The organism is Arthrobacter tumbae (genome assembly GCF_016907495.1).
GTDB lineage: Bacteria > Actinomycetota > Actinomycetes > Actinomycetales > Micrococcaceae > Arthrobacter_D > Arthrobacter_D tumbae.
In genome coordinates this window covers 3,399,006-3,425,724 of record NZ_JAFBCC010000001.1, presented here as the reverse complement: position 1 = coordinate 3,425,724, position 26,719 = coordinate 3,399,006, and the positions used below count along the sequence as shown (strand labels likewise).

At 63.9% G+C, this 26,719-nt stretch carries 24 protein-coding genes; 8 read left to right on the top strand and 16 right to left on the bottom strand.

All coding sequences use genetic code 11. The annotated features are described in order from the left end of the window. Positions 1-4: 4 nt before the first annotated feature. From JOD47_RS16115 to pgl, 4 genes are read left to right on the top strand one after another with little or no spacing between them, the layout of a single operon-like run. Positions 5-1,642 carry a phosphoglucose isomerase-related protein gene (locus JOD47_RS16115; RefSeq protein WP_204535850.1) on the top strand — a complete coding sequence of 546 codons (1,638 nt, stop codon included), beginning with the start codon at positions 5-7 and terminating at the stop codon, positions 1,640-1,642. Further along, positions 1,643-3,181, top strand: a complete 1,539-nt coding sequence (gene zwf / locus JOD47_RS16110) for a glucose-6-phosphate dehydrogenase (protein WP_204535848.1) — start codon at positions 1,643-1,645, stop codon at positions 3,179-3,181. Further along, complete coding sequence (locus JOD47_RS16105; protein WP_204535847.1) at positions 3,178-4,119, top strand: glucose-6-phosphate dehydrogenase assembly protein OpcA; 942 nt, start codon at positions 3,178-3,180, stop codon at positions 4,117-4,119. Before zwf ends, JOD47_RS16105 begins: the two co-directional genes overlap by 4 nt. Beyond that, complete coding sequence (pgl, locus tag JOD47_RS16100; protein ID WP_204535845.1) at positions 4,109-4,918, top strand: 6-phosphogluconolactonase; 810 nt, start codon at positions 4,109-4,111, stop codon at positions 4,916-4,918. Before JOD47_RS16105 ends, pgl begins: the two co-directional genes overlap by 11 nt. Here pgl and JOD47_RS16095 read toward each other — a convergent pair. The 14 genes from JOD47_RS16095 to JOD47_RS16030 all read right to left on the bottom strand — a co-directional run bounded on the left by JOD47_RS16095 (position 4,915) and on the right by JOD47_RS16030 (position 19,574). After that, the gene (locus JOD47_RS16095) at positions 4,915-5,289 is read right to left on the bottom strand and encodes an RNA polymerase-binding protein RbpA (RefSeq protein ID WP_204535843.1); all 375 of its coding nucleotides are present in this window, start codon (positions 5,287-5,289) and stop codon (positions 4,915-4,917) included. The genes pgl and JOD47_RS16095 overlap by 4 nt on opposite strands. A gap of 88 nt (positions 5,290-5,377) precedes the next feature. Further along, positions 5,378-5,629, bottom strand: coding sequence for a preprotein translocase subunit SecG (gene secG / locus JOD47_RS16090; RefSeq protein WP_026543639.1), 252 nt, complete (start codon positions 5,627-5,629; stop codon positions 5,378-5,380). Positions 5,630-5,649: 20 nt separating this feature from the next. Continuing rightward, a complete protein-coding gene (gene tpiA / locus JOD47_RS16085) occupies positions 5,650-6,465 on the bottom strand; it encodes a triose-phosphate isomerase (RefSeq protein ID WP_204535841.1) in 816 nt (271 codons plus the stop codon). A 35-nt stretch (positions 6,466-6,500) separates the two neighbouring features. After that, on the bottom strand, positions 6,501-7,748 hold the full coding sequence (locus JOD47_RS16080; protein ID WP_204535839.1) for a phosphoglycerate kinase: 1,248 nt from the start codon (positions 7,746-7,748) through the stop codon (positions 6,501-6,503). 7 nt (positions 7,749-7,755) lie between these two features. Beyond that, the gene (gene gap, locus JOD47_RS16075; RefSeq protein ID WP_204535837.1) at positions 7,756-8,766 is read right to left on the bottom strand and encodes a type I glyceraldehyde-3-phosphate dehydrogenase; all 1,011 of its coding nucleotides are present in this window, start codon (positions 8,764-8,766) and stop codon (positions 7,756-7,758) included. A gap of 217 nt (positions 8,767-8,983) precedes the next feature. Further along, on the bottom strand, positions 8,984-9,610 hold the full coding sequence (locus JOD47_RS16070; RefSeq protein ID WP_204535835.1) for a superoxide dismutase: 627 nt from the start codon (positions 9,608-9,610) through the stop codon (positions 8,984-8,986). Positions 9,611-9,727: 117 nt separating this feature from the next. Beyond that, a complete protein-coding gene (whiA, locus tag JOD47_RS16065; protein WP_204535832.1) occupies positions 9,728-10,708 on the bottom strand; it encodes a DNA-binding protein WhiA in 981 nt (326 codons plus the stop codon). A 10-nt stretch (positions 10,709-10,718) separates the two neighbouring features. Further along, a complete protein-coding gene (locus JOD47_RS16060; RefSeq protein ID WP_204535830.1) occupies positions 10,719-11,750 on the bottom strand; it encodes a gluconeogenesis factor YvcK family protein in 1,032 nt (343 codons plus the stop codon). Next, positions 11,750-12,649 carry an RNase adapter RapZ gene (gene rapZ, locus JOD47_RS16055; protein ID WP_204535828.1) on the bottom strand — a complete coding sequence of 300 codons (900 nt, stop codon included), beginning with the start codon at positions 12,647-12,649 and terminating at the stop codon, positions 11,750-11,752. Before rapZ ends, JOD47_RS16060 begins: the two co-directional genes overlap by 1 nt. 73 nt (positions 12,650-12,722) lie before the next feature. After that, on the bottom strand, positions 12,723-14,732 hold the full coding sequence (gene uvrC, locus JOD47_RS16050; RefSeq protein ID WP_204535826.1) for an excinuclease ABC subunit UvrC: 2,010 nt from the start codon (positions 14,730-14,732) through the stop codon (positions 12,723-12,725). 66 nt (positions 14,733-14,798) lie between these two features. Then, positions 14,799-15,464 (bottom strand): lysophospholipid acyltransferase family protein, encoded by a 666-nt coding sequence (locus tag JOD47_RS16045; protein WP_204535824.1) that lies wholly within the window; start codon positions 15,462-15,464, stop codon positions 14,799-14,801. Then, the gene (locus tag JOD47_RS16040) at positions 15,451-16,155 is read right to left on the bottom strand and encodes an HAD hydrolase-like protein (protein ID WP_204535822.1); all 705 of its coding nucleotides are present in this window, start codon (positions 16,153-16,155) and stop codon (positions 15,451-15,453) included. The genes JOD47_RS16045 and JOD47_RS16040 overlap by 14 nt, the downstream gene beginning before the upstream one ends. Before the next feature lie 63 nt (positions 16,156-16,218). Continuing rightward, positions 16,219-19,125, bottom strand: a complete 2,907-nt coding sequence (uvrA, locus tag JOD47_RS16035) for an excinuclease ABC subunit UvrA (protein ID WP_372432833.1) — start codon at positions 19,123-19,125, stop codon at positions 16,219-16,221. 71 nt (positions 19,126-19,196) lie between these two features. Next, the gene (locus tag JOD47_RS16030) at positions 19,197-19,574 is read right to left on the bottom strand and encodes a GntR family transcriptional regulator (protein ID WP_204535820.1); all 378 of its coding nucleotides are present in this window, start codon (positions 19,572-19,574) and stop codon (positions 19,197-19,199) included. A gap of 85 nt (positions 19,575-19,659) precedes the next feature. Here JOD47_RS16030 and JOD47_RS16025 point away from each other — a divergent pair, with 85 nt between their 5' ends. Continuing rightward, the gene (locus JOD47_RS16025; RefSeq protein ID WP_204535818.1) at positions 19,660-20,298 is read left to right on the top strand and encodes an MBL fold metallo-hydrolase; all 639 of its coding nucleotides are present in this window, start codon (positions 19,660-19,662) and stop codon (positions 20,296-20,298) included. Here the strand turns inward: JOD47_RS16025 and JOD47_RS16020 are convergent. Beyond that, positions 20,284-21,087: a trans-aconitate 2-methyltransferase gene (locus tag JOD47_RS16020; protein WP_204535816.1), complete on the bottom strand. Its 804-nt coding sequence runs from the start codon at positions 21,085-21,087 to the stop codon at positions 20,284-20,286. The genes JOD47_RS16025 and JOD47_RS16020 overlap by 15 nt on opposite strands. 44 nt (positions 21,088-21,131) lie before the next feature. On the opposite strand from JOD47_RS16020, the gene JOD47_RS16015 reads away from it, so the two are divergent. From JOD47_RS16015 to JOD47_RS16005, 3 genes are read left to right on the top strand one after another with little or no spacing between them, the layout of a single operon-like run. Further along, positions 21,132-23,666 (top strand): DEAD/DEAH box helicase, encoded by a 2,535-nt coding sequence (locus tag JOD47_RS16015; RefSeq protein ID WP_204535815.1) that lies wholly within the window; start codon positions 21,132-21,134, stop codon positions 23,664-23,666. Between the two features lie 20 nt (positions 23,667-23,686). Continuing rightward, complete coding sequence (locus tag JOD47_RS16010) at positions 23,687-24,169, top strand: GNAT family N-acetyltransferase (protein ID WP_204535813.1); 483 nt, start codon at positions 23,687-23,689, stop codon at positions 24,167-24,169. Then, entirely contained in the window at positions 24,166-25,473 is a 1,308-nt protein-coding gene (locus JOD47_RS16005; RefSeq protein WP_204535811.1) for an alpha/beta fold hydrolase, read from the top strand. Before JOD47_RS16010 ends, JOD47_RS16005 begins: the two co-directional genes overlap by 4 nt. A 76-nt stretch (positions 25,474-25,549) precedes the next feature. Here the strand turns inward: JOD47_RS16005 and JOD47_RS16000 are convergent, their stop codons facing one another. Continuing rightward, positions 25,550-26,584 (bottom strand): TerC family protein, encoded by a 1,035-nt coding sequence (locus JOD47_RS16000; protein ID WP_204535809.1) that lies wholly within the window; start codon positions 26,582-26,584, stop codon positions 25,550-25,552. Positions 26,585-26,719 lie beyond the last annotated feature (135 nt).

The window sequence follows — 26,719 nt, the reverse complement described above, 5'->3', positions numbered from 1 at the left end:
ACCCATGGCTACCCTCTTTGTCAACGCATCCGGGGCCGCCGCTGAAGCGATCGAGCGGGCTATACCCGAACTGGTGCAGGAGCGGGTTGCTTCCCGGATCGCGGCGAAGGACCCCACACTGTGGGGACCCGAATCGGAGTCCGAAGCATCAGCGCGTCTGGGCTGGGTGGACCTCATCGATGCGTCGCGGACCCTCCTCCCCGAGATCGAGCGGTTGCGCCTTGATCTACAGGGCGAAGGGGTAAACCACATCGTGCTGTGCGGCATGGGTGGCTCGTCGCTTGCGCCTGAAGTCATCACCCGGTCCGCCGGAGTCGAACTGACCGTGCTTGACTCGACCGATCCTGCTCAGGTCCGCGGCGCGCTCGCCGACCGCATAGGGAGTACCGCAATTGTGGTGTCCTCAAAGTCGGGTTCAACTGTAGAAACCGATTCCCAGCGTCGGGTCTTCGAGCAGGCCTTCACTGATGCCGGACTGGACGCGAAGAGCCGGATCATTATCGTCACCGATCCCGGCTCGCCGCTGGATGAATCCGCCCGGGCTGCCGGCTACCGCGCCGTGTTCAACGCGGATCCGAATGTGGGCGGCAGATATTCCGCTCTCACCGCGTTCGGCCTCGTGCCTTCGGGCCTTGCGGGGGCCGATGTGGCCACCCTGCTCGACGACGCAGAATCCATCGGTGAATTCCTGTTCGATGACGACGCCGGCAACGTCGGCCTGCGCCTTGGCGCAGTCCTCGGCGGCACCCTCCCACTGCGCGACAAAATCGTGTTCGTTGACGAAGGGTCGGGAATCGTCGGCCTCGGTGACTGGGTTGAACAGCTCATCGCCGAATCGACAGGCAAGCTGGGAACAGGAGTGCTTCCCGTCGTCGTGGAACAGGATGCTCCTGAACTGTCTTCCGGTGCCCCGGATGTGTTGGCAGTGCATCTGGTCTCCCCCGAGTCCAACACTGAGCCCGCGGGGAACGCCATAGCGGTCGGCGGCAGCCTCGGCGGCCAGCTCCTGGCATGGGAATTCGCCACCGCGGTTGCCGGCAGGCTTCTGGGCATCAACCCTTTCGACCAGCCGGATGTGGAGGCGGCCAAGCAGGCTGCCCGCGGACTGCTGGACGCGCAGCCTGAGACCGTACCTCCGAACTTCGTTGACGGAGCTGTCGAAGTGCGCGGAAGCGGAGCCCTGCTCGGCTCGGCAACCACGCTGGGAGAAGCGCTGGAAGCTCTGATCGGGTCGCTGGAGCCGAACGGCTACCTTGCGGTGCAGGCTTACCTTGACCGCATTGCGGAGGCTCCGCTGGCCGGGATCCGACCGGCTCTGGCGCGTGTATCCGGCCGTCCTGTGACCTTCGGCTGGGGGCCCCGCTTCCTGCACTCGACCGGGCAGTTCCACAAGGGCGGAACACCGGTGGGCGCCTACCTTCAAATCACCGGAGCGACGACGGAAGACCTGGCCGTTCCCGAACGGCCCTTCAGCTTTGGAGAGCTGATTGCAGCCCAGGCTGCCGGAGACGCAAAGGTCCTGGAAGATGCTCACCGGCCGGTCCTGCGCCTCCATCTGGCAGACCGCTCTGCAGGAATCCGGCAGCTTCACGACGTCATGGACCACCTGGCCGGCCGATCAGTTGAAAACGGAAACGGGTAGATGCCTGATAACACCAAATCCAGGAATCCGCTGCGGGACCCGAGGGACCGGCGCCTCAACCGGATCGCGGGTCCGTCGTCGCTGGTCCTGTTCGGCGTCACCGGTGATCTTGCGCGCAAGAAGCTGATGCCGGCCGTCTACGACCTCGCGAACCGCGGGCTACTGCCTCCGAGTTTTGCGCTGGTGGGGTTCGGCCGCCGGGACTGGAGTGATGAGGACTTCGCCCACGAGGTACTTTCTTCGGTGAAGCAGTACGCGCGAACGCCGTTTGACGAGTCGGTGTGGGAACAGCTGGCGGAGGGCATCCGCTTCGTTCAGGGAAATTTCGACGACGACGACGCCTTCATTCAGCTCAAGAAGACCGTCGAGGAACTCGACTCAACGCGTGGAACGCGCGGTAACCACGCGTTTTACCTCTCCATTCCGCCCAAGGCGTTCGAGCTGGTGTGCCAGAAGCTGTCCGAGCACGGCCTCGCTCAGCCGGAGGAAGGCAAATGGCGTCGGGTGGTCATCGAGAAGCCCTTCGGCCACAATTTGGAATCCGCCCGCGAGCTGAATGCGATCGTCGAACAGGTCTTTCCTCCCGATGCGGTATTCCGCATCGACCACTACCTTGGCAAGGAAACCGTCCAGAACATCCTCGCCCTCCGCTTCGCCAATCAGCTCTTCGAGCCGCTCTGGAACGCCAACTACGTTGACCACGTCCAGATCACGATGGCGGAAGACATCGGTATCGGCGGCAGAGCGGGTTACTACGACGGCGTCGGGGCTGCACGCGACGTCATCCAGAACCACCTCCTTCAGCTGTTGGCGCTGACGGCCATGGAGGAACCGATCTCATTCAACGCGGAGGATTTGCGCGCGGAGAAGGAGAAGGTTCTTGCCGCCGTCAAACTGCCCGAGGATTTGTCCACCCACTCTGCGAGAGGCCAGTACGACGGCGGCTGGCAGGGCGGCGAACTGGTGAACGCCTTTCTGGACGAGGATGGCATCCCTGCCGACTCGATGACGGAGACCTATGCGGCAATCCGGTTGGACATCAATACCCGGCGCTGGAGCGGCGTACCGTTCTATCTGCGGGCCGGAAAGCGGTTGGGTCGCAGGGTGACGGAGATCGCCGTCGTCTTCAAGCGTGCACCGAACCTCCTGTTCCGTGATCACGGTGAGGGAGATTTCGGACAGAATGCCGTAGTCATTCGCGTCCAGCCTGATGAGGGTGCCACCATCCGCTTCGGTTCGAAGGTTCCCGGGACGCAGATGGAGGTGCGCGACGTGACCATGGACTTCGGTTACGGCCACTCCTTCACTGAGTCCAGTCCGGAAGCCTACGAGCGCCTGATTCTCGACGTGCTGCTCGGAGAACCGCCGTTGTTCCCGCGCCATCAGGAGGTGGAGCTGTCGTGGAAGATCCTCGATCCATTCGAAGAGTACTGGTCGACCCTCCCGTCAGCACCCGAGAAGTACGTTCCCGGAAGCTGGGGCCCGGACTCCGCTGACGAATTGCTGTCCCGTGACGGAAGGACCTGGAGGCGGCCATGATCGTCGATCTACCTGACACGACAACCTCCAAGGTTTCGAAGGAAATCATGACCATGCGGGACAAGGGCGGGGTCGTCGCCCTTGGCCGGGTGTTGACGCTCGTGGTCATCACCCGATCGGGTCATGAGGAAGAAGCGATCCTCGCGGCGAACGAAGCGAGCAGGGAACACCCCTGCCGAATCATCGTGCTGGCGGAGGGAACGGACTCCGCACAGACACGTCTCGACGCGCAGATCCGGGTAGGCGGCGATGCCGGCGCTTCCGAGGTGATAGTCCTGAGGGGGTACGGTGAGCTCGCGGGAGAAAGCGAGTCCCTTGTTTCGGCGCTTCTGCTGCCTGACGCACCGATCGTTGCCTGGTGGCCGCATGGTGTTCCAGAGTCCGCCGCACAGACCTCAATCGGCAGTATCGCCCACCGACGCATCACCGATTCAGCCAATGAAACCGATCCGACGGCGGCGCTGTTCAATATCCGCCGAACGTATCAGGCCGGAGATACCGATCTTGCGTGGACGAGACTGACCAATTGGCGCATCCAGCTCGCGGCCGTTCTGGAGCAGCTCGATGGATCGCCCATCACCTCAGTAACTGTGGAAGGGGCATCCGACTCCCCCAGTACAGTGCTGCTTGCAGCGTGGCTGACACTGGCACTCGACACGCCTGTCTCAATCGAGGCCGGAGAACCCGGGACCGGGCTGCACCGCGTAGTGCTGTCCCGTCCCGCCGGAGACGTCGAACTCAACCGTCCGAGGCGGTCCGTCGCGGAACTGCACCAGCCGGATCAACCGGTTCAGAGGATTTCCCTCCCCCGCCGCAGCCTGCAAGACTGTCTCGCGGAAGAGTTGCGGCGTCTTGACCCTGATGATGTGTTCGGCGAAGTCATCACCGATGGGCTCGCACGGACCAATTTGAGGAGCGTACGGACCAGTGAACACTGAACCCAAAGTCAGTATCCATCCTGATGCAGGACTGTTGGCAGCGTCAGTGGCAGCCCGGCTCGTCACCCGGCTCGTGGACATCCAGAACGAACGCGGAACAGCAACCGTGGTCCTCACCGGTGGGACACTCGGAATCGGAGCGCTCCGCGCGGTTGCGGAATCTCCGGCGTTATCGGCAGTTGACTGGTCCGCCGTGGACTTCTGGTGGGGGGATGAGCGTTTTCTGCCGACTGGCCATCAGGACCGCAATGTCGTCCAGGCCAGGGAGGCCCTCCTGGACCGGATAGGCGCCTCAGCCGACCGTGTGCACGAATTCGGCAGCTCTGATTCCTTCAGTACCGAGGATGAGGCAGCCGCCGACTACGCGTCGCACCTCCAGGAAGCGGCGGACAAGGAAGCAGCGACAGGCACGAAACTGGCGGACCCCCGTCTTCCACAGTTCGACATCCTCCTGCTGGGCGTCGGTCCGGATGCACACATCGCCTCGCTCTTCCCGGAAATGTCGGGAATTCGAACCAAAGGTCAGACCGTCGTGGGCGTTCGGGATGCACCGAAGCCGCCGCCCGAACGCGTAAGCCTCACGCTGGAAGCAATCAATTCAGCTGAGGAAGTCTGGTTGGGAGTTGCCGGGCAGGACAAGGCAGGTGCGGTAGGACTCGCACTCGCGGGGGCGGGTCCCGTACAGGTTCCTGCGGCAGGGGCGCGCGGTCGGCGAAAGACCCTGTGGCTGATCGACCAGGAAGCCGCGAGCCAGCTCCCCGGGCGCCTGATCAATGCGGGCGAGACCGACGCCGGCTAGAAGGAATGGCGCTGGCGCAACTGCGCCAGCGCATTTTCCAGCACCTTTTTTGCTTCAGCTTCGGTGCGGCGCTCCTTGACATACTGCAGATGGCTCTTGAACGGCTCATCGCCGTCGATAGTGAGATCCATCCCCGGCGACCGCCCGGCGGGCCGGCCGCAGCGGCCGCACTCCCAGACCTCAGGAATCTCGGCTTCGCTCAATTTTGCGAACGTGGGCCTGGTTTCATGGCCGTCCAGGCACCAGTAGCTGACCACAGTGCGATCGAGCACGCCCTGCCTGCGTTCTGCATCGAGGTGCCGCCCGGATGCTGGCGGACTATAGCCAGAACCGATGCGTGACCCCTTAAAAGCGTGTCCCGCGTTCACCATGGATTGCTCCCATCAGTACCGCACACGACCTGCGTTCGAGGTTCAGTGTACGCCCTGACGTGGTGGACGCGGGATAGCTGAAGGTGTTCTACGAGTCCCCGGCGAAGCGTTGGATCAGCCCCAGGGCGACGATGACTACACCCCAAGCCAGCCCAAGGGCAACCGTGAAACGGTTGAGGTTGCGCTCAGCGACTCCGGAAGACCCCATGCTGGTTGTCATGCCGCCGCCGAACATGTCGGACATACCGCCGCCCCTGCCCTTGTGAAGCAAAATGAGCAGTGTCAGCAGCAAACTGGTGATACCCAGCAGTACCAACAGGATGATACGGAGAATTTCCACGGTGACCTTTCAGCGTGACCTTAGTCGGTCACCAGATGGTGCTCGAACCTGACAATATTAGCAAACTCATCGACGTCCAGGCTCGCCCCGCCGACAAGCACGCCGTCCACGTCGCGCTCCTTGAGGATTGCGGCAGCGTTCGATGCCTTGACGGAACCTCCGTAGAGAAGCCGGACACGCGCAGCGACTGATTCGTCAAAGATCACCGCAAGTTCCGATCGGATGGCCGCGCACATCTCCTGAGCGTCGCCCGGCCCGGCGACCTCCCCGGTTCCGATGGCCCACACGGGTTCGTAGGCGACCACCAGATTGGCTGCCTGCTCCGTGCTCAGCCCGGCGACGTCTTCGCGAAGCTGCCCGAGCGTGTGTTCAACGTGGTTTCCCGCCTGGCGGATCTCAAGGCCCTCGCCCACGCACAGGACCGGAACCAGATTGTGGCGGTATGCGGCCTGCACCTTTCGGTTCAACAGCTCGTCCGACTCGCCGTGGATGGTTCGCCGTTCCGAGTGGCCCACAAGTACGTAGGCGCATCCGAGCTTCTCCAGGAACTGACCCGACGTGTCGCCGGTGTAAGCGCCGGAATCGAATGGTGAGAGGTCCTGGCCGCCGTAGACGACGTCGAGATCATCACCCTTGACGAGTGTCTGGACTCCGCGGAGGTCGGTGAAGGGAGGGAACACCGCCACCTCCACGCGCGAGTAGTCGTGCTTTGCGTCGTCGAGGGTCCACGCCATCTTCTGCAGCAGGGTGATGCCCTGGACGTGGTCCAGGTTCATCTTCCAGTTGCCGGCGATCAGCGGACGACGGTCGTAGGTTCCGTTCGTCGAGGAAGTCATGGGTTCTCCAGTTCTAGAAGTCTGCGGAAATGGTGTCAGCGCTGCAGCGCGGTCAGGCCCGGCAGTTCCTTGCCCTCAAGGTATTCCAGGCTGGCGCCGCCACCGGTCGAGATGTGGCTGAAGCTCGATTCGTCAAAGCCCAGGCCGCGTACAGCCGCAGCCGAATCACCGCCGCCAACCACCGTGAGCGCTCCTGCCGCCGTCGCCTCGGCAAGTGCCTGCGCCACGGCTTTGGTACCGGCCGCAAAGGCGTCAAACTCAAACACGCCCATGGGTCCGTTCCAGAAAACCGTGCGCGCCTGACTGATATGCCGGGCGAAATCAACACCCGACTCAGGACCGATATCCAGTCCCAGCCCCGTGGCACCGTACTGCCCTGATTCCATGACGCCGGAAGGGATGGTCTCGTGGCCTGCGTCGGCCGCAAACTTCTCCGCAACCACTATGTCGGTAGGCAAAACGAATTCAGTGCCGGCCTCCCCGGCACGGTCAAGATAGCCGCGCACGGTGTCCAGCTGGTCCTCTTCAAGCAGGCTTGCACCAACTGAGTGTCCCTGGGCCGCGAGGAAGGTGAAAACCATGCCGCCGCCGATCAGCAACCGATCCGCTGTGCCGATGAGGTTTTCGATGACTGCAAGTTTGTCTGACACTTTCGAACCACCGAGCACGACGACAAAGGGCCGCTCCGGTTCCGTGGTGAGGCGCTGCAGCACGTCGACTTCAGCCTTCACGAGGTCCCCCTGGTATGCAGGCAGACGTGAAGCGACGTCGTACACACTCGCATGCTTGCGGTGCACGGCGCCGAAGGCGTCGTCCACGTATGCACCGTTTCCCCCCGTCAACTGCACGAGCTCGTCAGCGAACGCAGCCCGTTCGGAATCGTCCTTGCTTGTCTCACGGGCATCGAACCGGACGTTCTCCAGAACGAGTACACTTCCCTCGGACAGGGCCTGGGCGTGCGACCGCGCGCTTTCCCCGGTGACGTCGTCGGCGAAGGCGACGTCGAAGTCCGCCAGCTCCGTCAACCGGTCCACCGCTGGCTTGAGAGAGTACTTGTCTTCAGGTGCGCCCTTGGGACGGCCCAGGTGCGCCATCACGATCACTGCGGCGCCGGCCTCGGTGAGCTTGCGCAGGACCGGCAGTGAGGCCCTGATCCGGCCGTCATCGGTTACTCGCAGGTCGGGGAGGTCGCCCTCGAGCGGCACGTTCAGGTCCGACCGGACCAGAACGCGCCGCCCGCGGACACCAACGTTCAGCAGGTCATTCAGCGATGAATAGCTCACAGTGTCCCTAGGAGAGCTTTGCCGCGACGATTTCGGTGAGATCAACGAGGCGGTTCGAGTAGCCCCACTCGTTGTCGTACCAGCCGACCACCTTGACCTGGTTGCCGATGACCTTGGTCAGGCCGGAGTCGAAGATGCACGACGCAGGATCCGTCACGATGTCGGAGGAGACGATGGGCGCCTCCGTGTACGAGAGGTAGCCCTTGAGCGAGCCGTCGGCTGCCGCCGCCTTATAGGCCGCGTTCACTTCCTCTGCAGTCACTTCGCGGCCAACAGTGACGGTGAGGTCGGTTGCCGATCCGGTGGGAACCGGCACGCGGATCGCGTAGCCGTCGAGCTTGCCCTTCAGTTCGGGCAGCACCAGGCCGATCGCTTTGGCTGCTCCAGTGGACGTGGGCACCATGTTGATTGCTGCTGCGCGGGCGCGGCGGAGGTCCTTGTGGGGACCGTCCTGAAGGTTCTGGTCCGCCGTATAGGCGTGGACCGTGGTCATGAGGCCGCGTTCGATGCCGAAGGAGTCGTTGAGGACCTTCGCGAGCGGACCGAGGCAGTTGGTGGTGCAGGAAGCGTTGGAGATGATGTGGTGGTTCTCGGGGTCGTAGTCGCCGTCATTGACGCCGAGCACAACGGTGAGATCCTCATCCGACGCAGGAGCGGAGATAAGAACCTTCTTGGCACCGGCGTCGATGTGCTTCCGGGCGTCCGAGGCCTTGGTGAAGAACCCGGTGGACTCGATGACGATGTCAACGCCGAGATCTGCCCATGGCAGATTCGCCGGATCCCGCTCGGCCAGGACCTTGATGGTCTTGCCGTCCACCACGAGGGCGCCGTCGGCAACCTCAACGCTGACGCCGAGACGGCCGGTGACGGAGTCGTACTTCAACAGGTGAGCGAGCGTCTCGGGGCTGGTGAGGTCATTGACGGCAACGATTTCGAGATCGGCGCCCTGTTCGAGTGCTGCGCGGAAGTAGTTGCGCCCAATGCGCCCGAAGCCATTGATTCCAATACGGGTAGTCACTGTTTCTATCTCCTTGCTAGGGGTTGCTGCCGGCGCTTTTGCCCAGGGAGCTAGAGCCGCCCGGCGACTGAAATGTCTTGCACCGCACTGTGCGCGTTGTGAAATCGTTTCGTTCCCGTGTACTAGCCGCTCGAGGACCGGCCACTGCACTCCATATTACGCACCGGCGCCCCTTCCCGCCGGGTCGGCGGGAAAGGTTACGCGCGGCGCGAATCGATCAGGAAAGGGTGATAAGACCCGATGCGTTGGTGCGTGCACCCTCGAAGCGGCGGGCAACATCAGCCCAGTTGACGATATTCCAGAAGGCCTTCACGTAGTCTGCCTTGACGTTCACGTAGTCGAGGTAGAACGCGTGCTCCCACATGTCAAGCATGAGCAGCGGGGTGGTTCCGACAGGAACGTTGCCCTGCTGATCGTAGAGCTGCTCGATCACCAGGTTGCCGCCGATGGGTTCCCAGGCAAGCAACGCCCAGCCTGAACCCTGAAGGCTCAGTGCGGCGGCGTTGAAGTGTCCGCGGAACGCGTCGAAAGAACCGAATGCATCATCGATCGCGGCTGCGAGCTCGCCCTCGGGCTTGTCGCCGCCGTTCGGCGAAAGGTTGTTCCAGAACACGGAGTGGTTGATGTGTCCACCGGTGTGGAACGCAAGATCCTTTGACAGCTTGGGGATGTTTGCGAAGTCCCCCTTCTGACGAGCCTCGGCGAGCTGTGCAAGGGCGTCATTGGCACCCTTGACGTACGCTGCGTGGTGCTTGCTGTGGTGAAGCTCCATGATCCGCGCCGAGATATGCGGTTCAAGCGCCGCGTAGTCGTAGTTGAGTTCGGGCAGTACGTATTCGCTCACGAAATCCTCCAGGTCCTGTATTCCGGGCAGCAGCCCGGCTGTTGCGGTTCTCCAGGCTAGGCCCCGCACCCTTGGCGGCGTGCGGGAGGCCCTTGAACTTCCATCCTATGCACGTATTCAGTCATCCAACATGTCGGCGGTCACATTGGCCTCGGTTCCCGGGATTCCGAGTTCGATGGCCCGCTTGTCCGCCATAGCGAGCAGACGGCGGATACGCCCGGCGATTGCGTCTTTGGTCATGGGAGGATCCGCAATCCGGCCCAATTCGTCAAGGCTTGCCTGTTTGTGGCCCACGCGAAGCTCGCCCGCGTACTTCAGGTGGTCAGGCACTTCGTCGGCGAGGATTTCCAGCGCACGTTCGACCCGCGCGCCCGCCGCCACCGCTGCCTGCGCCGACCGCCGCAGGTTTGCGTCGTCGAAATTGGCCAGGCGGTTGGCGGTGGCGCGGACCTCCTTGCGCATCCTCCGTTCCTCCCAGACCATCAGCGCGTCATGGGCGCCCATGCGGGTAAGCAGAACCGCGATCGTATCGCCGTCGCGGATGACGACGCGATCCACACCGCGGACTTCCCGCGCTTTCGCCGCGATTCCCAGCCGGCGCGCCGCACCGACGAGTGCGAGGGCCGATTCCGGCCCGGGACACGTGACCTCCAGTGCCGACGAACGGCCCGGCTCGGTCAGCGAGCCATGGGCGAGGAACGCTCCGCGCCACACCGCTTCGGCGTCAGCTGCCGAGCCATTGACGACGGCGGACGGCAGTCCCCGCACCGGCCTCCCCCGGCTGTCCAGCAGCCCGGTTTGCCGTGCGAGTGATTCACCGTCCCGAACGACGCGAACGACATAGCGGTTTCCCCGCCTCAGGCCGTTTCCCGAGACCACGATGATGTCGCTGGTGTGCCCGTAGACGTCCGCGATGGCAGTGCGCAGCCTGCGCGCGGTCGATGCGAGGTCCACTTCCGCCTCGATGACAATCCGCCCGGAGATGATGTGCAGGCCGCCGGCGAAGCGCAGGAGTGCGGAGACCTCAGCCTTGCGTACCGACGATTTTTTGACGTCGAGGTGCGAGAGTTCCTCTTTCACATCCGCGGTCAGCGCCACAGACACCCTCCTAGAATTCGCCGAACATGTCGTGGTAGGCCGTTGCCAGGCGCAACGCGTCATGGACCGGTCCGCCGCTTGAAGACCCTACTTTACCCAAGAACGCCCGGCCTCCCATCTCTGCTACCGCGGCTTCGAACTCGCCGCGGTCCGCGACCACCGAGGGGTCAGCGATGACGGCATCGATGCGGAATTCAGGAGCATAGCGCCTGATCACCGAGAGGTGGTCCACAGCGCTCATCCCCTGTGTTTCCTTGGTGTCATTGGTCAGATTCATGGTCAGGCAACGCCGCGCCGTCGTGTTGCACAAAGCATCCCGCAGCTCGGGCAGAAGGAGGTGAGGAAGCACGGAGGTATACCAGGATCCCGGCCCGAGGATGACCCAGTCCGCCAACTCAATGGCGTTGAGAGCATCAACGCAGGCCGGCGCGTCCTCGGGGAGCAGGCGGACCCTGCTGACGTTGCCCGAACTTCCCGCCATGGCGAGTTGCGCCTGCCCGGACACCTTCCGGAGCCGCAGGCCGCCGTCGACCTCTGTCAGGACATCGCCCTCGATTGTCAATGGCACGCTGGCCATAGGCAGCACACGCCCACGTGCGCCCAAAAGCGCCCCCGCCCATTGAAGGCCCGCGACGGGGTCCCCCAGCAGCTCCCACAGCGTGACGATGAGGAGATTGCCGAGCGCGTGGTTGTCGAGCGAACCCTCTACTCCGTCCCGGGAGGCGAATCGGTGCTGCATGACGTCCCGCCAGGTCCTTCCCCAGTCGGTGTCATCACACAGGGCTGCCAATGCCATCCGGAGGTCACCGGGCGGGAGGACACCGAGTTCGTGGCGCAGGCGCCCGGAGGAGCCGCCGTCGTCGGCGACTGTCACGACAGCCGTGAGCTCAGAGGTGAGCAGGCGCAGCGCAGACAGCGACGCTGACAATCCGTGACCGCCGCCCAGAGCGACCACCGAAGGGGCGCTGTCCTGCGACCCCCCAGCGGAACGCGCAGCCGACAGGGCTGGAATCAGCGGCAGCGATCCGGTGAGGACCGCCACTATTCGCGCCCGAGATCTCGGTGGTGGGCGGTCACCTGCACGCGGGGCAGTTGCGCGAGCCGCTGCGCGATCTCCTCGGTCACCGCAACGGAACGGTGCTTGCCGCCCGTGCAGCCGACGGCAATCGTGGCATAGTGCTTGTTCTCGCGGCGATAGCCTTCGAGGACCGGCTCGAGGGCGTTGACGTACCTGTCAATGAACTCCGCGGCACCGTTGGCCTCGAGGACATAGTCCCGGACGGGTACATCCATGCCGGTCTGCGGCCGCAGCACTGGTACCCAGTGCGGGTTCGGGATGAAGCGGACGTCCGCGACGAAGTTGGCATCGACCGGCAAGCCGTACTTGAAGCCGAAACTCATGACGTTCAACCGCAGGACGATCGGACCGGAGTCAGAGAACAGTTCAGTGATGGTCGTTGCGAGCGCGTGCACATTGAGCTGCGTGGTGTCCACCACGAGATCCGACGCGTGCTTGAGCTCCTTCAGCACCTCCCGCTCCGCCGAGATGCCGTCCAGGATGCGTCCGTCCCCCTGGAGCGGATGAGGGCGCCGTCCCTGCTCGAACCGCCGCACCAGTGTGTTGTCCGCCGCATCGAGGAACAGGACCCGGTAGGTGATACCCGCCGCCCGCAGCGCTGCCAGGGATCCCTGTACGTTCTGGAACAGTTCCTTGCTCCGCACGTCGATGACGACGGCAAGCTTCGGGATGGACTCCGGGGTGCGGGACACGATCTCGGTCAGGGTGCTCAGCATCTGCGGCGGAAGGTTTTCCACGACATACCAGCCGTGGTCTTCCAGCGCGTTTGCCGCCGTACTGCGGCCGGCACCCGACATGCCCGTGACTACGAGCAGTTCGGATTCGGCAGGTTTGACCGGCGTCAGACCGTCAGTCTCGTTCATATGTTCGTTTTCCGTCCCACCATCGCACGCACATGTACACCAGCCTCAGGGCCAGCGTCCACGTCTACCCTAACTAAGAATCGAGTATTTCGCCGGTCGCCATATTCACGGCAGCGACGGGCTCCCTGTCCGCGCCTTCGCCGCTGCCTGCCGCGAGGTGCCGCCGGATTGTAGCGGCCAACGCAGGGCCCACTCCCTGCACTGCCTGCAGTTCCTCCACGCTTGCCGCCTTGAGTTTGCGGACCGAGCCGAAGTGCTTCAGCAGGGCGCTCCGTTTCGCCGGGCCGAGCCCGGGAACTTCATCCAGTACCGACACCGTCATTGATTTCCCGCGCTTCTGACGGTGGTACGCCAGGGCGAAACGGTGGGCCTCATCGCGGATGCGCTGGAGGAGGAACAATCCTTCGGAAGCGCGGGGAAGGATGACAGGAAAATCTCCCTCTGAAAGCCAGACCTCTTCCAGCCGTTTTGCGAGCCCGATGACGAAGACATCGTCAATTCCAAGGTCTGCCAGTGCCCGTGCGGCCGCGCGCACCTGCGGTTGGCCACCGTCAACCACCACCAGGTTCGGAGGATAGGCGAACTTCTGGCGTGCCGGTGCTTTCGGTTCCATGGGCACAGGGCCGCTGACGCCGTCGTCGTCTGTGTATCCGTTTCCGGGAAGGGAATCCAGCGGATTACTCTCGGCAAGGTAGTTGCGGAACCTGCGCGAGATGACGTCATACATCGACGAGGTGTCATCGCGGGCAGCGTCGCCGGTGATGGAGAACCTGCGATAGTCGGACTTGCGCGGCAGCCCGTCCTCCACCACGACCATCGACGCCACCACATTGGTGCCCTGGACATGGGAGATATCGAAGCATTCGATCCTCATCAGCGGCATCGGCAGATCCAGCGCTTCCTGCAACTCCTGCAGGGCAGCAGACCGCGTGGTGATGTCACCGGCGCGGCGGCTTTTGTGGAGCCTGAGCGAGTCCGCGGCGTTCTGAGCGACAGTACCGAGCAGGGTCGCCTTGTCCCCCCGCTGCGGCACCCGGATGTCCACGCGGGCGCCTCGCAGCCGGTACAGCCATTCCCGCATCTGATCCTCGTTGCTCGGCATCTGGGGAACGAGGACTTCCCGCGGAATGCGGTTGTTGCTGCTGTTGCCCTCGCCGTAAACCTGCTGCAGGAGGTGCTCGACGAGATCCGCGGTGGTCATGTCCTCCACCTTTTCCACCATCCATCCGCGCTGGCCCCGGATCCTTCCCCCACGCACGTGGAAAACCTGGACTGCGGCTTCGAGTTCATCCTCGGCAAGGGCGAAGACGTCAGCGTCGGTGTCTTCGCTGAGTACGACGGTGTTGCGTTCAAAAACCCTTTTCAGCGCGGCGATGTCATCGCGGACGCGCGCGGCCGACTCATAATCGAGTTCGGCGACGGCAGCGGACATCTTCTGTTCGAGTTCCCGGACGAATCGGCCGGCCTGCCCGGACATGAAGTCACAGAACTGGACCGCGAGCTCGCGGTGGTCCTCCGGCGAGATGCGTCCGACGCAGGGTGCGGAGCACTTGTCGATGTAACCGAGCAGGCACGGCCGCCCGGAGCGTTCAGCGCGCTTGAACACACCGGCGCTGCAGGTGCGGACCGGGAATACGCGAAGCAGGGTGTCGACCGTTTCCCGGATCGCCTTCGCCGGGTAGAACGGACCAAAGTAGCGGGTGTCCTTGCGCCGGTCACCGCGCATGACTTGGACCCGGGGGTACTTCTCCCCCAGCGTGACTGCCAGGTAGGGGTAGGACTTGTCGTCGCGGAACATCACATTGAAGCGCGGATTGAATTCCTTGATCCAGGTGTACTCCAATTGGAGCGCCTCGAGCTCGCTGCCGACGACTGTCCACTCAACGCTCGCCGCAGTGTGGACCATGGCCCGGGTGCGCGGCATCAACCCCTGGGGGTTGGCAAAGTAGGAGTTAAGCCTTGAGCGAAGGTTCTTCGCCTTGCCGACGTACACAACCCGCCGATGCGGGTCCCGAAACCGATACACCCCGGGATCTTGAGGGATCTCGCCGGCCTTCGGGCGGTACGTTGCTGGATCTGCCACCCGAGTATCCTACCGGCGTGACGCCACCCAACCGTCGGTGCTGCAGTCAGCTTCGGCAGCCGGGCGTCATTCGGCCGGGCCGGTGTTGTAGCCGGCGGCCCTGGGCTGCTTGGTCAGCGCCGCTATCGCGTCCATGATCGTATCTGTGGCCTGCCTGCGCGCCGGAAGGGAATGGTCCGGGCCGGTCCGCTCGAAATACAGCGGCTCCCCGATCCTCATCGTGAAGTGCTGCGGGCGGACCCAGCGGCTGCCCGCCGGCTGAAGACGATCCGTGCCAAGCAGCCCGACCGGCACCACCGGCGCCCCGGTGGTCAGGGCGAGCCATCCCACGCCGGTCCTTCCCCGGTACAGCAGGCCGTCGCGGGATCGGGTTCCTTCCGGGTAGATGCCGACGCCGTCTCCCGCCTCCAGCATGCCGAGGAGCGTCTTCAGTGCCTGGACGCTGGCTGCCTGTTGGCCCCGCTGCACGGGAATCGATCCGACACCTTCGAAGAACGAGCGCATGAGCGCACCCTTCACGCCGGTGCCGGTGAAGTATTCAGCTTTCGCGAAGAACGCGACGGGGCGCGGCATGAGGGCCTGCACGAGGACGCTGTCGAGAAATGACAGATGGTTGGGCGCGACGATGAATCCGCCGCCGGGCGGTACGTTCTCCAACCCGTGGACGGTGGGCCTGCACAGACCGGCGATCAGGCCGCGGGTGCTGCTGCGCGTCAGGTCATAGACGCCCACGGGTCACCGCCCGGGACGGCTCCGCGTAGGCAAGGATGTGTTCGAGCAGGCTTTCCGCGGTGCTCACGACGCCGGCCGGTCCGCCTGATTCAAACTCCCTTTCGCTGCCGAATCCCCATGCGACGGCGATGCAGTCCAGGCCATTTGCTGCTGCTCCTTCAATGTCATGCACGCGGTCACCGACCATGAGTGCACGATCAAAGCTGCCCTGGTGCCTGGCGAGGGCCTGCGCAATGATGGTCCGCTTGCCGTCCAGCAGGGCGGCCGCCTGCTCGTCGTCCGGTGAGCCGTGGATGGATGCGAAAAGGCTCGTCATGCCCTGGACATCAAGGAGCTCACGGGCGAGCCTTCCGGGCTTCTGCGTGGCGACGGCGATCAGATGCCCGCGCTCCGTGAGCGCCTGGACGGCCTCCGCGATGCCCGGGTACGGTTTGCTTTCCGCCATTCCGTGAGCCCGATACCCTGCCCGGTAGAGGGAAATCACCTCAGCAACGCGATCCTCGGGGACCTTCGCGATGTCCACGAGCGACCGCACCAGTGCCGGTCCTACCATCCGGCGCATATCCACCGGCCCCGGCACCGGCAACCCGAGTGTACTCAGCGCCCCAGCGATTCCGCCCGTGATCGCGCCCTCCGGGTCTACCAGCGTGCCATCCAGATCGAACAGGACGAGGAGCCGGGTATTCTTCACCGGGCAAGTTTCCCATAGCTGCGCGCCGGCCCGGAAATTGCATTCCCGTTCAAGAATATGGGATCAGGAGTTCAGGGCCTCCGCCAGGAACTTGCCGGTGTAGCTCACGTCCGCGACAGCAACCTGCTCCGGGGTTCCCGTGGCGATGATCTCGCCGCCGCCAGACCCGCCGTCAGGGCCGAGGTCGATCACCCAGTCAGCACTCTTGATGACGTCAAGGTTGTGCTCGATGGTAATTACGGTGTTCCCCTTGTCCACGAGACCCTGCAGGACCTGCAGCAGCTTGCGGATATCTTCGAAGTGCAGCCCCGTCGTGGGTTCATCAAGAACATAGATGCTGCGTCCGTTCGAACGCTTCTGCAGTTCGCTGGCCAGCTTCACGCGCTGCGCTTCACCACCGGACAGGGTGGTGGCGGGCTGCCCGAGGCGTACGTACCCCAGACCCACCTCCACCAGGGTGGTGAGGTGCCGCGCGATTGGGGTGAATGCAGCGAAGAACTCCGCTGCTTCCTCGATCGGCATATCGAGCACATCGGCGATTGTCTTGCCTTTGTAGTGAACCTCAAGCGTTTCCCTGTTGTACCGAGCGCCATGGCACACCTCGCACGGCACATAGACATCGGGCAGGAAGTTCATTTCGATCTTCAGCGTGCCGTCGCCGGAGCATGCCTCGCATCGGCCGCCCTTGACGTTGAAGGAGAACCTGCCGGGCAGGTACCCGCGGACCTTTGCCTCCGTTGTTTCAGCGAACAGCTTGCGGATGTTGTCGAAGACCCCGGTGTAGGTAGCGGGGTTCGAGCGCGGGGTCCTGCCGATCGGGCCCTGGTCAACGTGGATGACCTTGTCCAGGTGTTGGAGCCCGTCGATTCGGCGGTGGCGTCCGGCCACCTGCTTGGCGCCGTTGAGCTTATTGGCGAGCACCTTGTACAGGATCTCGTTGACAAGCGTGGACTTACCCGATCCGCTGACCCCGGTCACGGCAGTCAGAACTCCCAGCGGGAACGTTGCGTCAACGCCCTTCAGGTTGTGTTCGCGGGCGCCCACAACCTTGAGCTGGCGGGAGCGGTCAATCTTGCGGCGCTTGGCCGGCAGCTCGATCTTCCGGCGCCCGGACAGGTAGTCCCCGGTGATGGACCGCTCGTTGAGGAGGAGGTCTTCCAGCGAACCGGAGTGGACAACTTCGCCGCCGTGTTCCCCCGCACCCGGTCCGATATCGACGATCCAGTCAGCCTCATTGATGGTGTCTTCATCGTGTTCAACCACGATTAGGGTGTTGCCAAGGTTCCGCAGCCGCGTCAGCGTCTCAATGAGCCGCCGGTTGTCCCGCTGGTGGAGCCCGATGGAGGGTTCGTCCAGGACATACAGCACGCCGACCAGACCGGAGCCGATCTGCGTGGCAAGACGGATCCGCTGCGCCTCCCCGCCGGAAAGCGTGCCCGCGGCCCGTTCCAGATTGAGGTACTCGAGCCCGACGTCCAGCAGGAAGCGCAGCCGCGCCTGGATCTCCTTGAGAACCTGGGACGCGATCTGCGCCTCGCGCCCCGTGAGGACGAGGTTGTTCAGGAAGTCGCTGCACTCCCGCATGGGCATGGCGGCTACTTCAGCGATGGACCGCCCGTTGATCAGGACGGACAGCGACGCAGGGTTGAGCCGCGCTCCTCCGCATTCGGGGCAGGGAATCTGCCGCATGTATTCCTCGTAGCGGTCCCGGGCGTGGTCCGACTCCGTCTCGAGGTGCTTGCGGTGGATGTACTGGACTGCCCCCTCGAAGCCGGTGCTGTACTTCCGCTCGCGGCCAAAGCGGTTGCGGTACTGCACCACCACCTTGTGGTCCTTGCCGTACAGTGCGGCATCCCGGGCATGCGCAGGCAGCTTCTTCCAGGGTGTGGTCATGGAAAAGTCGAGTTCCTTGGACAGCCCCTCGAGGAGACGTGTCCAGTACTCAAGCGTCGCTGTGCCCAGGGCCCACGGGGCGATGGCTCCCTCACCGAGGGCGAGGTCCGGGTTGGGAACGACGAGTTCCTCATCCACCTCCAGCTTGGTGCCGATACCGGTGCAGGCGGGACATGCGCCGAAGGGATTGTTGAAGGAGAACGACCGCGGCTCGATCTCGTCGATCGCAAGCGGGTGCTCATTGGGGCATGCCAGATTCTCCGAGAAGGCGCGCAGCCGGTGAGGGTCACCGGACTCCAGATCGACGAAGTCAGCGAGTACGCGGCCCTCGGCGAGGTTGAGCGCGGTTTCGATGGAATCGGTCAGCCGCTGCCGGACACCGCCCTTGATCACCAGACGGTCCACGACCACCTCGATGGTGTGCTTGAACTGCTTGCCAAGCTTGGGGGGGTCAGTCAGCTGGACAAGGTCGCCGTCCACGCGTGCACGGGAATAACCCTTTGCAGCCAGATCCTGAAAGAGGTCGACAAACTCACCCTTGCGGCCCCGCACCACGGGCGCGAGGATCTGAAACCGGGTGCCTTCTTCAAGCTCCATAAGCTGGTCGACAATCTGCTGGGGTGTCTGCTTGGTGACAGCCTCCCCGCACACCGGGCAGTGCGGCCTGCCGACGCGGGCCCACAGCAGACGCATGTAATCGTAGATCTCTGTGATGGTGCCGACGGTGGACCGCGGGTTCTTGCTGGTCGACTTCTGGTCGATCGACACGGCCGGTGAGAGGCCTTCGATGAAATCCACGTCCGGCTTATCCACCTGGCCGAGGAACTGGCGGGCATAGGCGGAGAGCGACTCGACGTAGCGTCGCTGGCCCTCGGCGAAGATGGTGTCGAACGCCAGGGAAGACTTGCCGGAACCGGAAAGCCCGGTGAAGACGATCATCGCGTCCCGCGGCAGGTCAAGGTCGACGTTGCGCAGGTTATGTTCCCTTGCGCCCTTGACGACGAGCCGTGAAAGATCCTGGGGCATCTTGTCAGGGTGGGAGAGACCGGAATCCACGGAGGTTGCTATAGACACCATTACACTTTAGTGGAAACACTGTTCGAAGACATATTCGAATGGACGTTTTCCCGGCGTGTCGTGCCGGATGTTCACCGACGGCGCAGAGCCGCACGCAGGTATGAGACCGCTTCTTCCTCAGTAAGTCCGTTGGCCTTGATGAGCCTGGCATATTCTGCGGCTCCCTCGGCGGCCTTGCGCCTTGCTTCATCCCCCGCGGCCGCCACCACCGTACCCGCGCGCGAGCGGGTGACGACAATGTGGGCCTGCTCCAGTTCCCGGTATGCGCGGGCCACGGTGTTGACCGCTACACCCAGATGTCCCGCAAGGGTGCGCACAGGGGGAAGCCGCGTACCGACCGGAAGCGAGCCGTCATTCGCCGCATCCAGGATTTGTACGCGCAACTGCTCGTATGGCGGGACCGAACTGGTCGGATCGATCCGGAGCCACGCCGATACATCAGAATTCACGGTGCGCGCTCCTGGACGACAGTGGAAGGGTGCTCACATTCTGCCACGCGGTGTGGTGCATCACCATCGGCACTAAAGTTGCACCATGCATGACCTAACCGACGTGACCATCCGTTCCCAATCCGTCAGTGACATGGACAACAACGTGTACCTGATCACAGCGAAGGCGACGGGTGTGCAGGTCCTCATCGACGCAGCCGACGACGCTCCGGCCATCGAACGCCTGCTCGCGGACGGCGCCGGGGACGCCGGCGTCCCCGTAAAGCTCGCCCTTGTCATCACCACGCACTCCCACTGGGACCATGTGCGCGCGCTCGCAGACGTTGTACGCGCCACCGGAGCCCGCACTGCTGCCGGCGTTGACGACGTGGGTGACATCGCGGTGCCCACCGACGTCCCGCTTGCCCATGGCGATGTGGGCACCTTCGACGGTTTCACCCTGGAAGCCATCGCCCTGCGCGGACATACCCCCGGTTCTGTAGCGCTCGTCTACCGCGACCCGGGCGGGCCCGTCCACCTGTTCACCGGCGACTCGCTCTTTCCTGGCGGCGTCGGCAACACGGGCTCGGATCCGCAACGTTTCGAGTCCCTGTACACCGACGTGGTTGAGCGCATCTTCAACTCGTTCGACGACGATACGATCGTGCATCCCGGTCATGGGAAGCCGACCACCCTCGGTGCGGAGCGGCCGTCCCTCGCCCAGTGGCGCTCACGCGGCTGGTGAGCTCCCGGCTGTCGGTGTGGTGCCCACGGCGAAAATCCGCCTGAAAGCAAACAGCGTGCCGCTGTCGGCCTCGGGTGGGTACGCCTCAGCAAGCATTCGGGCGTAGGTGCGCTCGAATTCTGCTGCGTCAGCGGCGGGAAGCGCCGCAAGAACCGGCCGCAGGCCGGTCCCCCGCACCCATTCCAGCACCGGATCCGCTCCGGTGAGCCGATGCTGGTAGGTGGTCTCCCAGACTTCGGTTTCCAGACCGGCACCGCACAGGAGGCGATGGTAATCCTCGGGTGAGCTGACGGCGTCGTCATGACGGAGAACCGAACCGAGCTGGTCATTCCAGCGTTCTGACTCCGCCAGCCCGCGCATCAGCACATGGGAGGGCGCTGAGAAGTTGCCCGGAACCTGGAAGGCCAGCCAGGCGCGGTCCTCCAGTGCTACGGCCCACCGTCGCAATAAGGCCTGATGGCCGGGCACCCACTGCAGGACGGCGTTGGAAACGACGACGTCGGTGGCTGCCTCCGGCATCCAGTCGCGGACATCTCCCAGGGCAAAAAAGAGGTTGGCCGGGGTGTCCTCCAGGCTGTGCGCTCGCTCGATCATCTCGGGAGAGGAATCGATGCCCAGCACCTCTGCCTCCGGCCATCTGCGTGCGAGCACGACGCTGAGTTCACCGGGCCCACAGCCCAGGTCGATGACCCGTCGCGGAGCCGGATGCTCAATACGGCCGACCAGGTCGAAGAACGGCCGCGAACGGTGATCGGAAAAGGCGGCGTACTTTGCGGGGTCCCAGCGCATCGCCCAAGCGTATCGCGCGCCCTCAACGGATAGGCTGGGAGGACATGAGCATCCAGGAGCACCTCCCCCAGAGTGAGCGCGCGGGCACACCCGACGCCGACGCCGTCTACACGGCCTTCCATGCGTGGTCCGCGAGCACCGGACTCACCCTGTATCCGGCGCAGGACGAGGCCGTTCTCGAGCTCGTATCGGGCAACAACGTGATCCTCGCGACCCCAACCGGTTCGGGGAAGTCGCTCGTGGCCGTTGCCGCGCATTTCCACGCTGTCGCTGAAGGTCGCCGGAGCTACTACACTGCCCCCATCAAGGCGCTTGTCTCGGAGAAGTTTTTCGCCCTCTGTGCAATTTTCGGTGCCGAGAATGTCGGCATGGTCACCGGTGACTCCGCCGTGAACCAGGACGCTCCGATCATCTGCTGCACCGCGGAGATCCTGGCGAACATCGCGCTGCGTGAGGGCACTCGAGCCGATGTGGGCACCGTTGTCATGGACGAGTTCCACTTCTACGCTGATCCGCAGCGCGGCTGGGCGTGGCAGGTCTCGCTGCTTGAGCTGCCGCAGGCCCAGTTCCTCCTGATGTCCGCGACGCTCGGTGACGTCGAGCGCTTCGAGAAGGACCTGACGGAACGCACCGGCCGCGCAACCGTCCTTGTCAGTTCCGGTGACCGGCCGATTCCACTCAACTTCTACTATTCCGAAGACCCCCTGCAGGAAGCGCTCGAGGAGTTGCTTTCGACGCATCAGGCGCCGGTCTACGTGGTGCACTTCAGCCAGGCGGAGGCGATCGAGCGCGCGCAGAACCTGATGAGCATCAACGTGTGCACCCGCGAGGAGAAAGACCGGATAGCGGCGCTCATCGCTAGCTTCCGGTTCTCTTCCGGGTTCGGCAAGACGCTGAACCGGCTTGTACGGCACGGAATCGGCGTGCACCACGCCGGAATGCTGCCGAAGTACCGGCGGCTGGTCGAGCAGCTTGCCCAGGCGGGGCTGCTGAAGGTGATCTGCGGTACCGACACCCTGGGCGTGGGCATCAACGTGCCTATTCGCACCGTCATGCTGACCGCCCTCAGCAAGTACGACGGCGTCCGTACCCGACCGCTCAACGTGCGGGAGTTCCACCAGATCGCCGGCCGAGCCGGGCGTGCCGGTTATGACACCTCCGGCACGGTGGTGGTCCAGGCGCCGGACCACGTCGTGGAGAATACCAAGGCGATGGCGAAAGCGGTCGCAAAATTCGGTGACGACCAGAAGAAGCTGCGTCAGGTGGTTCGCAGGAAGCCCCCGCAGGGATTCGTGTCCTGGGGCAAACCCACGTATGACCGCCTGGTCGGGGGCACACCGGAACCGCTGGCGTCCAGCTTTGCCGTCAGTCACTCGATGCTGCTCAACCTGCTTGAGCGCCCGGGCGACCCCCTGAGTGCCGTCCAGAACCTGCTGCGCAACAATCATGAACCGCAGGCGCGGCAGTTCGCGCACCTCCGGCGGGCGATCAGCATCTATCGGGAGCTGGTGACTGCCGGGATCGTCGAGCGTCTAGCCGAACCGGACGAGGAAGGCAGGACGGTGCGGTTGCGCGTCCACCTGCAGGCCAACTTCGCACTGAACCAGCCGCTGTCTCCGTTCGCCCTGGCCAGTCTGGAGCTCCTCGACCCGGAGAGCCCGGCCTACGCGCTTGACGTCGTCTCCGTGATCGAAGCAACCCTGGAAAAGCCGCGGCAGGTACTGAACGCCCAGGAAAAAAAGGCCCGCGGTGAAGCCGTCGCAGCCATGAAGGCGGACGGCCTCGACTACGACCAGCGCATGGCCAGGCTTGAGGAGATTTCCTACCCGCAGCCGCTGGCTGAGCTCCTGCAGCAGGCCTTCGACACCTACCGGTCCGGCGCTCCCTGGCTCGGCGACTTCGAGCTCACCCCGAAATCAGTGGTCCGCGATATGTACGAACGGGCCATGAACTTCGGCGAGTACGTTGCGTTCTACTCCCTCGCGCGGTCCGAGGGGATTCTGCTGAGATACCTGGCTGACTGCTTCAAGGCCCTGCGCCAGACCGTTCCGCGGGACGCCCTCCGGGAGGACCTGACCGACATCATCGAGTGGCTCGGTGAAATGATCCGTCAGGTGGACTCAAGCCTATTGGACGAATGGGAGCAGCTGGCGGCCGGCGCTGCCGCGTCGGATACCGCAACCGTCAATCTGCCGCCGGAACCGGATTCAGTCACGTCGAATGAGCGCGCGTTCCGGGTGATGGTCCGCAACGAGATGTTTCAGCGTGTTCAGCTTTTCGCTGACGAGGATGAGGACGCGCTCGGCCGGCTGGACGAGTCATCGGGCTGGAACGCGGCTCGTTGGGCCGAGGCTCTGGACGGATACTTCGATGCCCATGACGACATCGACGACGGCCCGAACGCGCGCGGTCCGGCGCTGCTGATCATCAAGCAGTTTCCGGACCGCTGGGAAGTACGGCAGATTCTCAAGGACCCGTCCGGCGATCAGGACTGGGGGATCAACGCTGTGGTCGATCTCGGTGCCTCGGACGAGGCCGGTTTCCCGGTTGTCGCCATCACGTCCGTCGGCGGCCCCTGATCCTACTAGGCTTGGGAACCATGACTCCCATCCGCGAAGCACGCCGGGACGACGTGCCCACCATCCTGCAGCTGATCCACGACCTCGCGGTCTATGAAAAGGAACCGGACGCCGTGCGCAACACGGTGGAAGGGCTCGAGGAAGCCCTGTTCGGCCCCAACCCGCGCATCTTCGCCCACATCGCCGAGGACGACGGCGGCGTTCAGGGATTCGCCCTCTGGTTCCTCAATTACTCCACCTGGGAAGGCGTCCACGGCATCTACCTCGAGGACCTCTATGTTCGCCCCGAAGCCCGGGGTTCCGGTTACGGGAAAGCGCTGCTGCGGAACCTCGCAGGCATCGCTGCCGAACGCGGGTATGCCCGGGTGGAATGGTCGGTCCTGAACTGGAACGAGCCCTCGATACGGTTCTACCAGAGCCTGGGTGCCCATCCGCAGGACGAGTGGACAACCTTCAGGCTGACAGGAGCACCGCTGGCCGCGTTCGCTGGAACCGGCGCATGAACTCTGCGATCCACCACACCGGACCTGTGAACGTGATGCGGGGCGTGCGCAGCACCTCCCACCGTTTCCGGGTTCCGCTCGACCACGGGGATCCGACGGGCGAGCAGATATCACTCTTCGCCCGGGAATACAGTTCCACGGACCACTCCGACGCCGAGGCCGCCCGGCTTCCCTGGCTCTTGTTCCTGCAGGGCGGACCAGGTGTGCGCGGCAACCGCACCACCCAGCTGTCGGGCTGGATGAAGGCGGCCGCCAGGGACTTCCGGATCCTGATGCTGGACCAGCGCGGCACAGGCTTCTCCACGCCGGCCGATCCCTTGACCCTGCCCCAGCGTGGCACCGCTGTTGAGCAGGCCGGGTACCTGCGGCATTTCCGTGCCGATTCGATTGTTGCGGACGCTGAGGTGATGCGCGCTGCGCTCGGCTCCGCGCCCTGGACCGTGTTTGGGCAGAGTTTCGGCGGATTCTGCACACTCTCCTACCTCTCCTTCGCGCCCGAGGGAATGGACCGTGCGATCATCACCGGCGGATTGGCGCCGCTCGCCGGGCCAGTCGAGCGCGTCTACCGCTCGACTTTCAAGCGGGTGGCGAAACGCAATGCCGAATACTTCGGCCGCTACCCCCAGGACAGAACCGCAGTCACGCACATCATGCGGCACCTGGACCGGGTGGAGGAGGTCCTGCCCACCGGAGAGCGCCTGACTCCCCAGCGTTTCCAAATGGTCGGCTCGTTCCTGGGTGGGAACACGCGGGTCGATGCGCTCCACTATCTGCTGGAGGACGCCTTCGTTGGAGCGTACGACGGGGACCGCCTCTCCCCTGTCTTCCTGGACCAGCTCCAGTCAGTGGTGAGCAGGCGCTCGAACCCGCTCTACGCGCTCCTCCACGAGTCCATTTACTGTCAGGGCCAGGCCTCCAGCTGGGCTGCCTGGAGGGTATTGGAGGAATTTCCGGACTTCGCGCCGGACGCCGCTGATCCGCTGCTCACCGGAGAGATGGTCTACCCCTGGTATTTCGATGAGGACCCCTCACTGGTTCCGCTGCAGGAAACGGCTGAGCTGATCGCCGCGGCGGACGATTGGGGCCCGCTGTATGACGTGCCCCGGCTGGCGGCCAATGCGGTACCTGCTGCCGCAGCGGTCTACAGCGATGACATCTACGTGGACCGGGACCTGTCCCTTGAGACGGCGGCCTCGGTTCGGGGCCTGCAGGTGTGGGAAACCGCCGACTTTCACCACGACGGCATCCACGACGACGGCGACGCCATCTTCTCGCGACTGCTCGCTATGACCCACACCGGTTAGATTCCCCCTCAACGCGGAAGGCGCCGCCCCTGCACAGCAGGACCGGCGCCTTCCGCGCTGCTCTTCAGCGAAGAGTTCAGTGTTCCGGACCGCCGGTACGGGCACGCTCGGCGTCTGCGGCGAGTTCGGCGTCGAGCTTGGCGCGCTTGCCGGCCGGGCTGAGCAGGCTCGCGATGACCGCAACGACGATGGTGGCGACGATAAAGCCCAGCGAAGCGAACGTCGGGATCACGGGAGCCCACTCGATGTGCTGGCCGCCGTTGATGAACGGCAGCTCATTTTCATGCATCGCATGCAGGATCAGCTTCACGCCGATGAAGGCAAGAATGATCGACAGCGCGTGCTTGAGGAAGACCAGGCGGGTCATGAGACCACCCAGCAGGAAGTAGAGCTGGCGAAGCCCCATCAGTGCGAAGAGGTTCGCCGTGAACACGATGAACGCGCTTTCCGTCAATCCGAAGATCGCGGGAATGGAATCCACCGCAAACAGCAGGTCAGTCAGGCCGATTGTGATGAACACGATCAGCATGGGAGTGAAGACCTTCTTACCGTTGACCACGGTGCGGATCTTGTTGCCGTCGTAGTGCTCTGACATGGGAAGCACACCGCGCAGTTTGGTGATGAGCTTGTTTTCCTTGTCCTCTTCCTCTTCACCGGAATCCTTGGCCTGGTGGTAGGCAGTCCACAGGAGGAAGGCACCGAAGATGTAGAAGATCCACGAGAAGTTGCTGATCAAGGCAGCGCCGAGCAGGATAAAAATTCCACGCAGGATCAGCGCAATGATGATGCCCACCATCAGCACTTCCTGCTGGTACTTCCTCGGTACGGAGAACCTCGCCATGATGATGATGAAGACGAAGAGATTGTCGATACTCAGGCTGTACTCAGTCACCCACCCGGCGACGAACTGGCCGCCGAACTCCGGTCCGGTGACGGCAAACATGATCGCCGCGAAGACCAGCGCGAGGCCGACGTAGAACGACACCCACAGTCCGGCTTCCTTCATGGAGGGTTCGTGCGGACGCTTCACGACGAGGAGAAGGTCGAACAGGAGCACGAGCCCCAGGACGACGAAGGTGCCTATCTGGAAGGCAAGGGGCAGTTCAAGCACAAGGAACCCTTTCGAAGGTACAACGGGATTCGCAAGTCTCTCCGCCGCATTCTGAGTGCGACCGCTACGCCCGGCAGGCCGTCGTCGGCCTGCGTGTTGACGTTCGTAGCGCGAAAGGATACTCCCCTACGTTGA

What these genes read in the sequence shown, in the direction of transcription:
- zwf (WP_204535848.1), top strand. Translation starts at nt 1,643, where the DNA reads ATGCCTGATAACACCAAATCCAGGAATCCGCTGCGGGACCCGAGGGAC.
- JOD47_RS16105 (WP_204535847.1), top strand. Translation starts at nt 3,178, where the DNA reads ATGATCGTCGATCTACCTGACACGACAACCTCCAAGGTTTCGAAGGAA.
- JOD47_RS16005 (WP_204535811.1), top strand. Translation starts at nt 24,166, where the DNA reads ATGAACTCTGCGATCCACCACACCGGACCTGTGAACGTGATGCGGGGC.
- JOD47_RS16010 (WP_204535813.1), top strand. Translation starts at nt 23,687, where the DNA reads ATGACTCCCATCCGCGAAGCACGCCGGGACGACGTGCCCACCATCCTG.
- JOD47_RS16025 (WP_204535818.1), top strand. Translation starts at nt 19,660, where the DNA reads ATGCATGACCTAACCGACGTGACCATCCGTTCCCAATCCGTCAGTGAC.
- tpiA (WP_204535841.1), bottom strand. Translation starts at nt 6,465, where the DNA reads ATGACTTCCTCGACGAACGGAACCTACGACCGTCGTCCGCTGATCGCC.
- JOD47_RS16015 (WP_204535815.1), top strand. Translation starts at nt 21,132, where the DNA reads ATGAGCATCCAGGAGCACCTCCCCCAGAGTGAGCGCGCGGGCACACCC.
- JOD47_RS16020 (WP_204535816.1), bottom strand. Translation starts at nt 21,087, where the DNA reads ATGCGCTGGGACCCCGCAAAGTACGCCGCCTTTTCCGATCACCGTTCG.
- JOD47_RS16095 (WP_204535843.1), bottom strand. Translation starts at nt 5,289, where the DNA reads ATGGTGAACGCGGGACACGCTTTTAAGGGGTCACGCATCGGTTCTGGC.
- JOD47_RS16115 (WP_204535850.1), top strand. Translation starts at nt 5, where the DNA reads ATGGCTACCCTCTTTGTCAACGCATCCGGGGCCGCCGCTGAAGCGATC.
- uvrA (WP_372432833.1), bottom strand. Translation starts at nt 19,125, where the DNA reads ATGGTGTCTATAGCAACCTCCGTGGATTCCGGTCTCTCCCACCCTGAC.
- rapZ (WP_204535828.1), bottom strand. Translation starts at nt 12,649, where the DNA reads ATGAACGAGACTGACGGTCTGACGCCGGTCAAACCTGCCGAATCCGAA.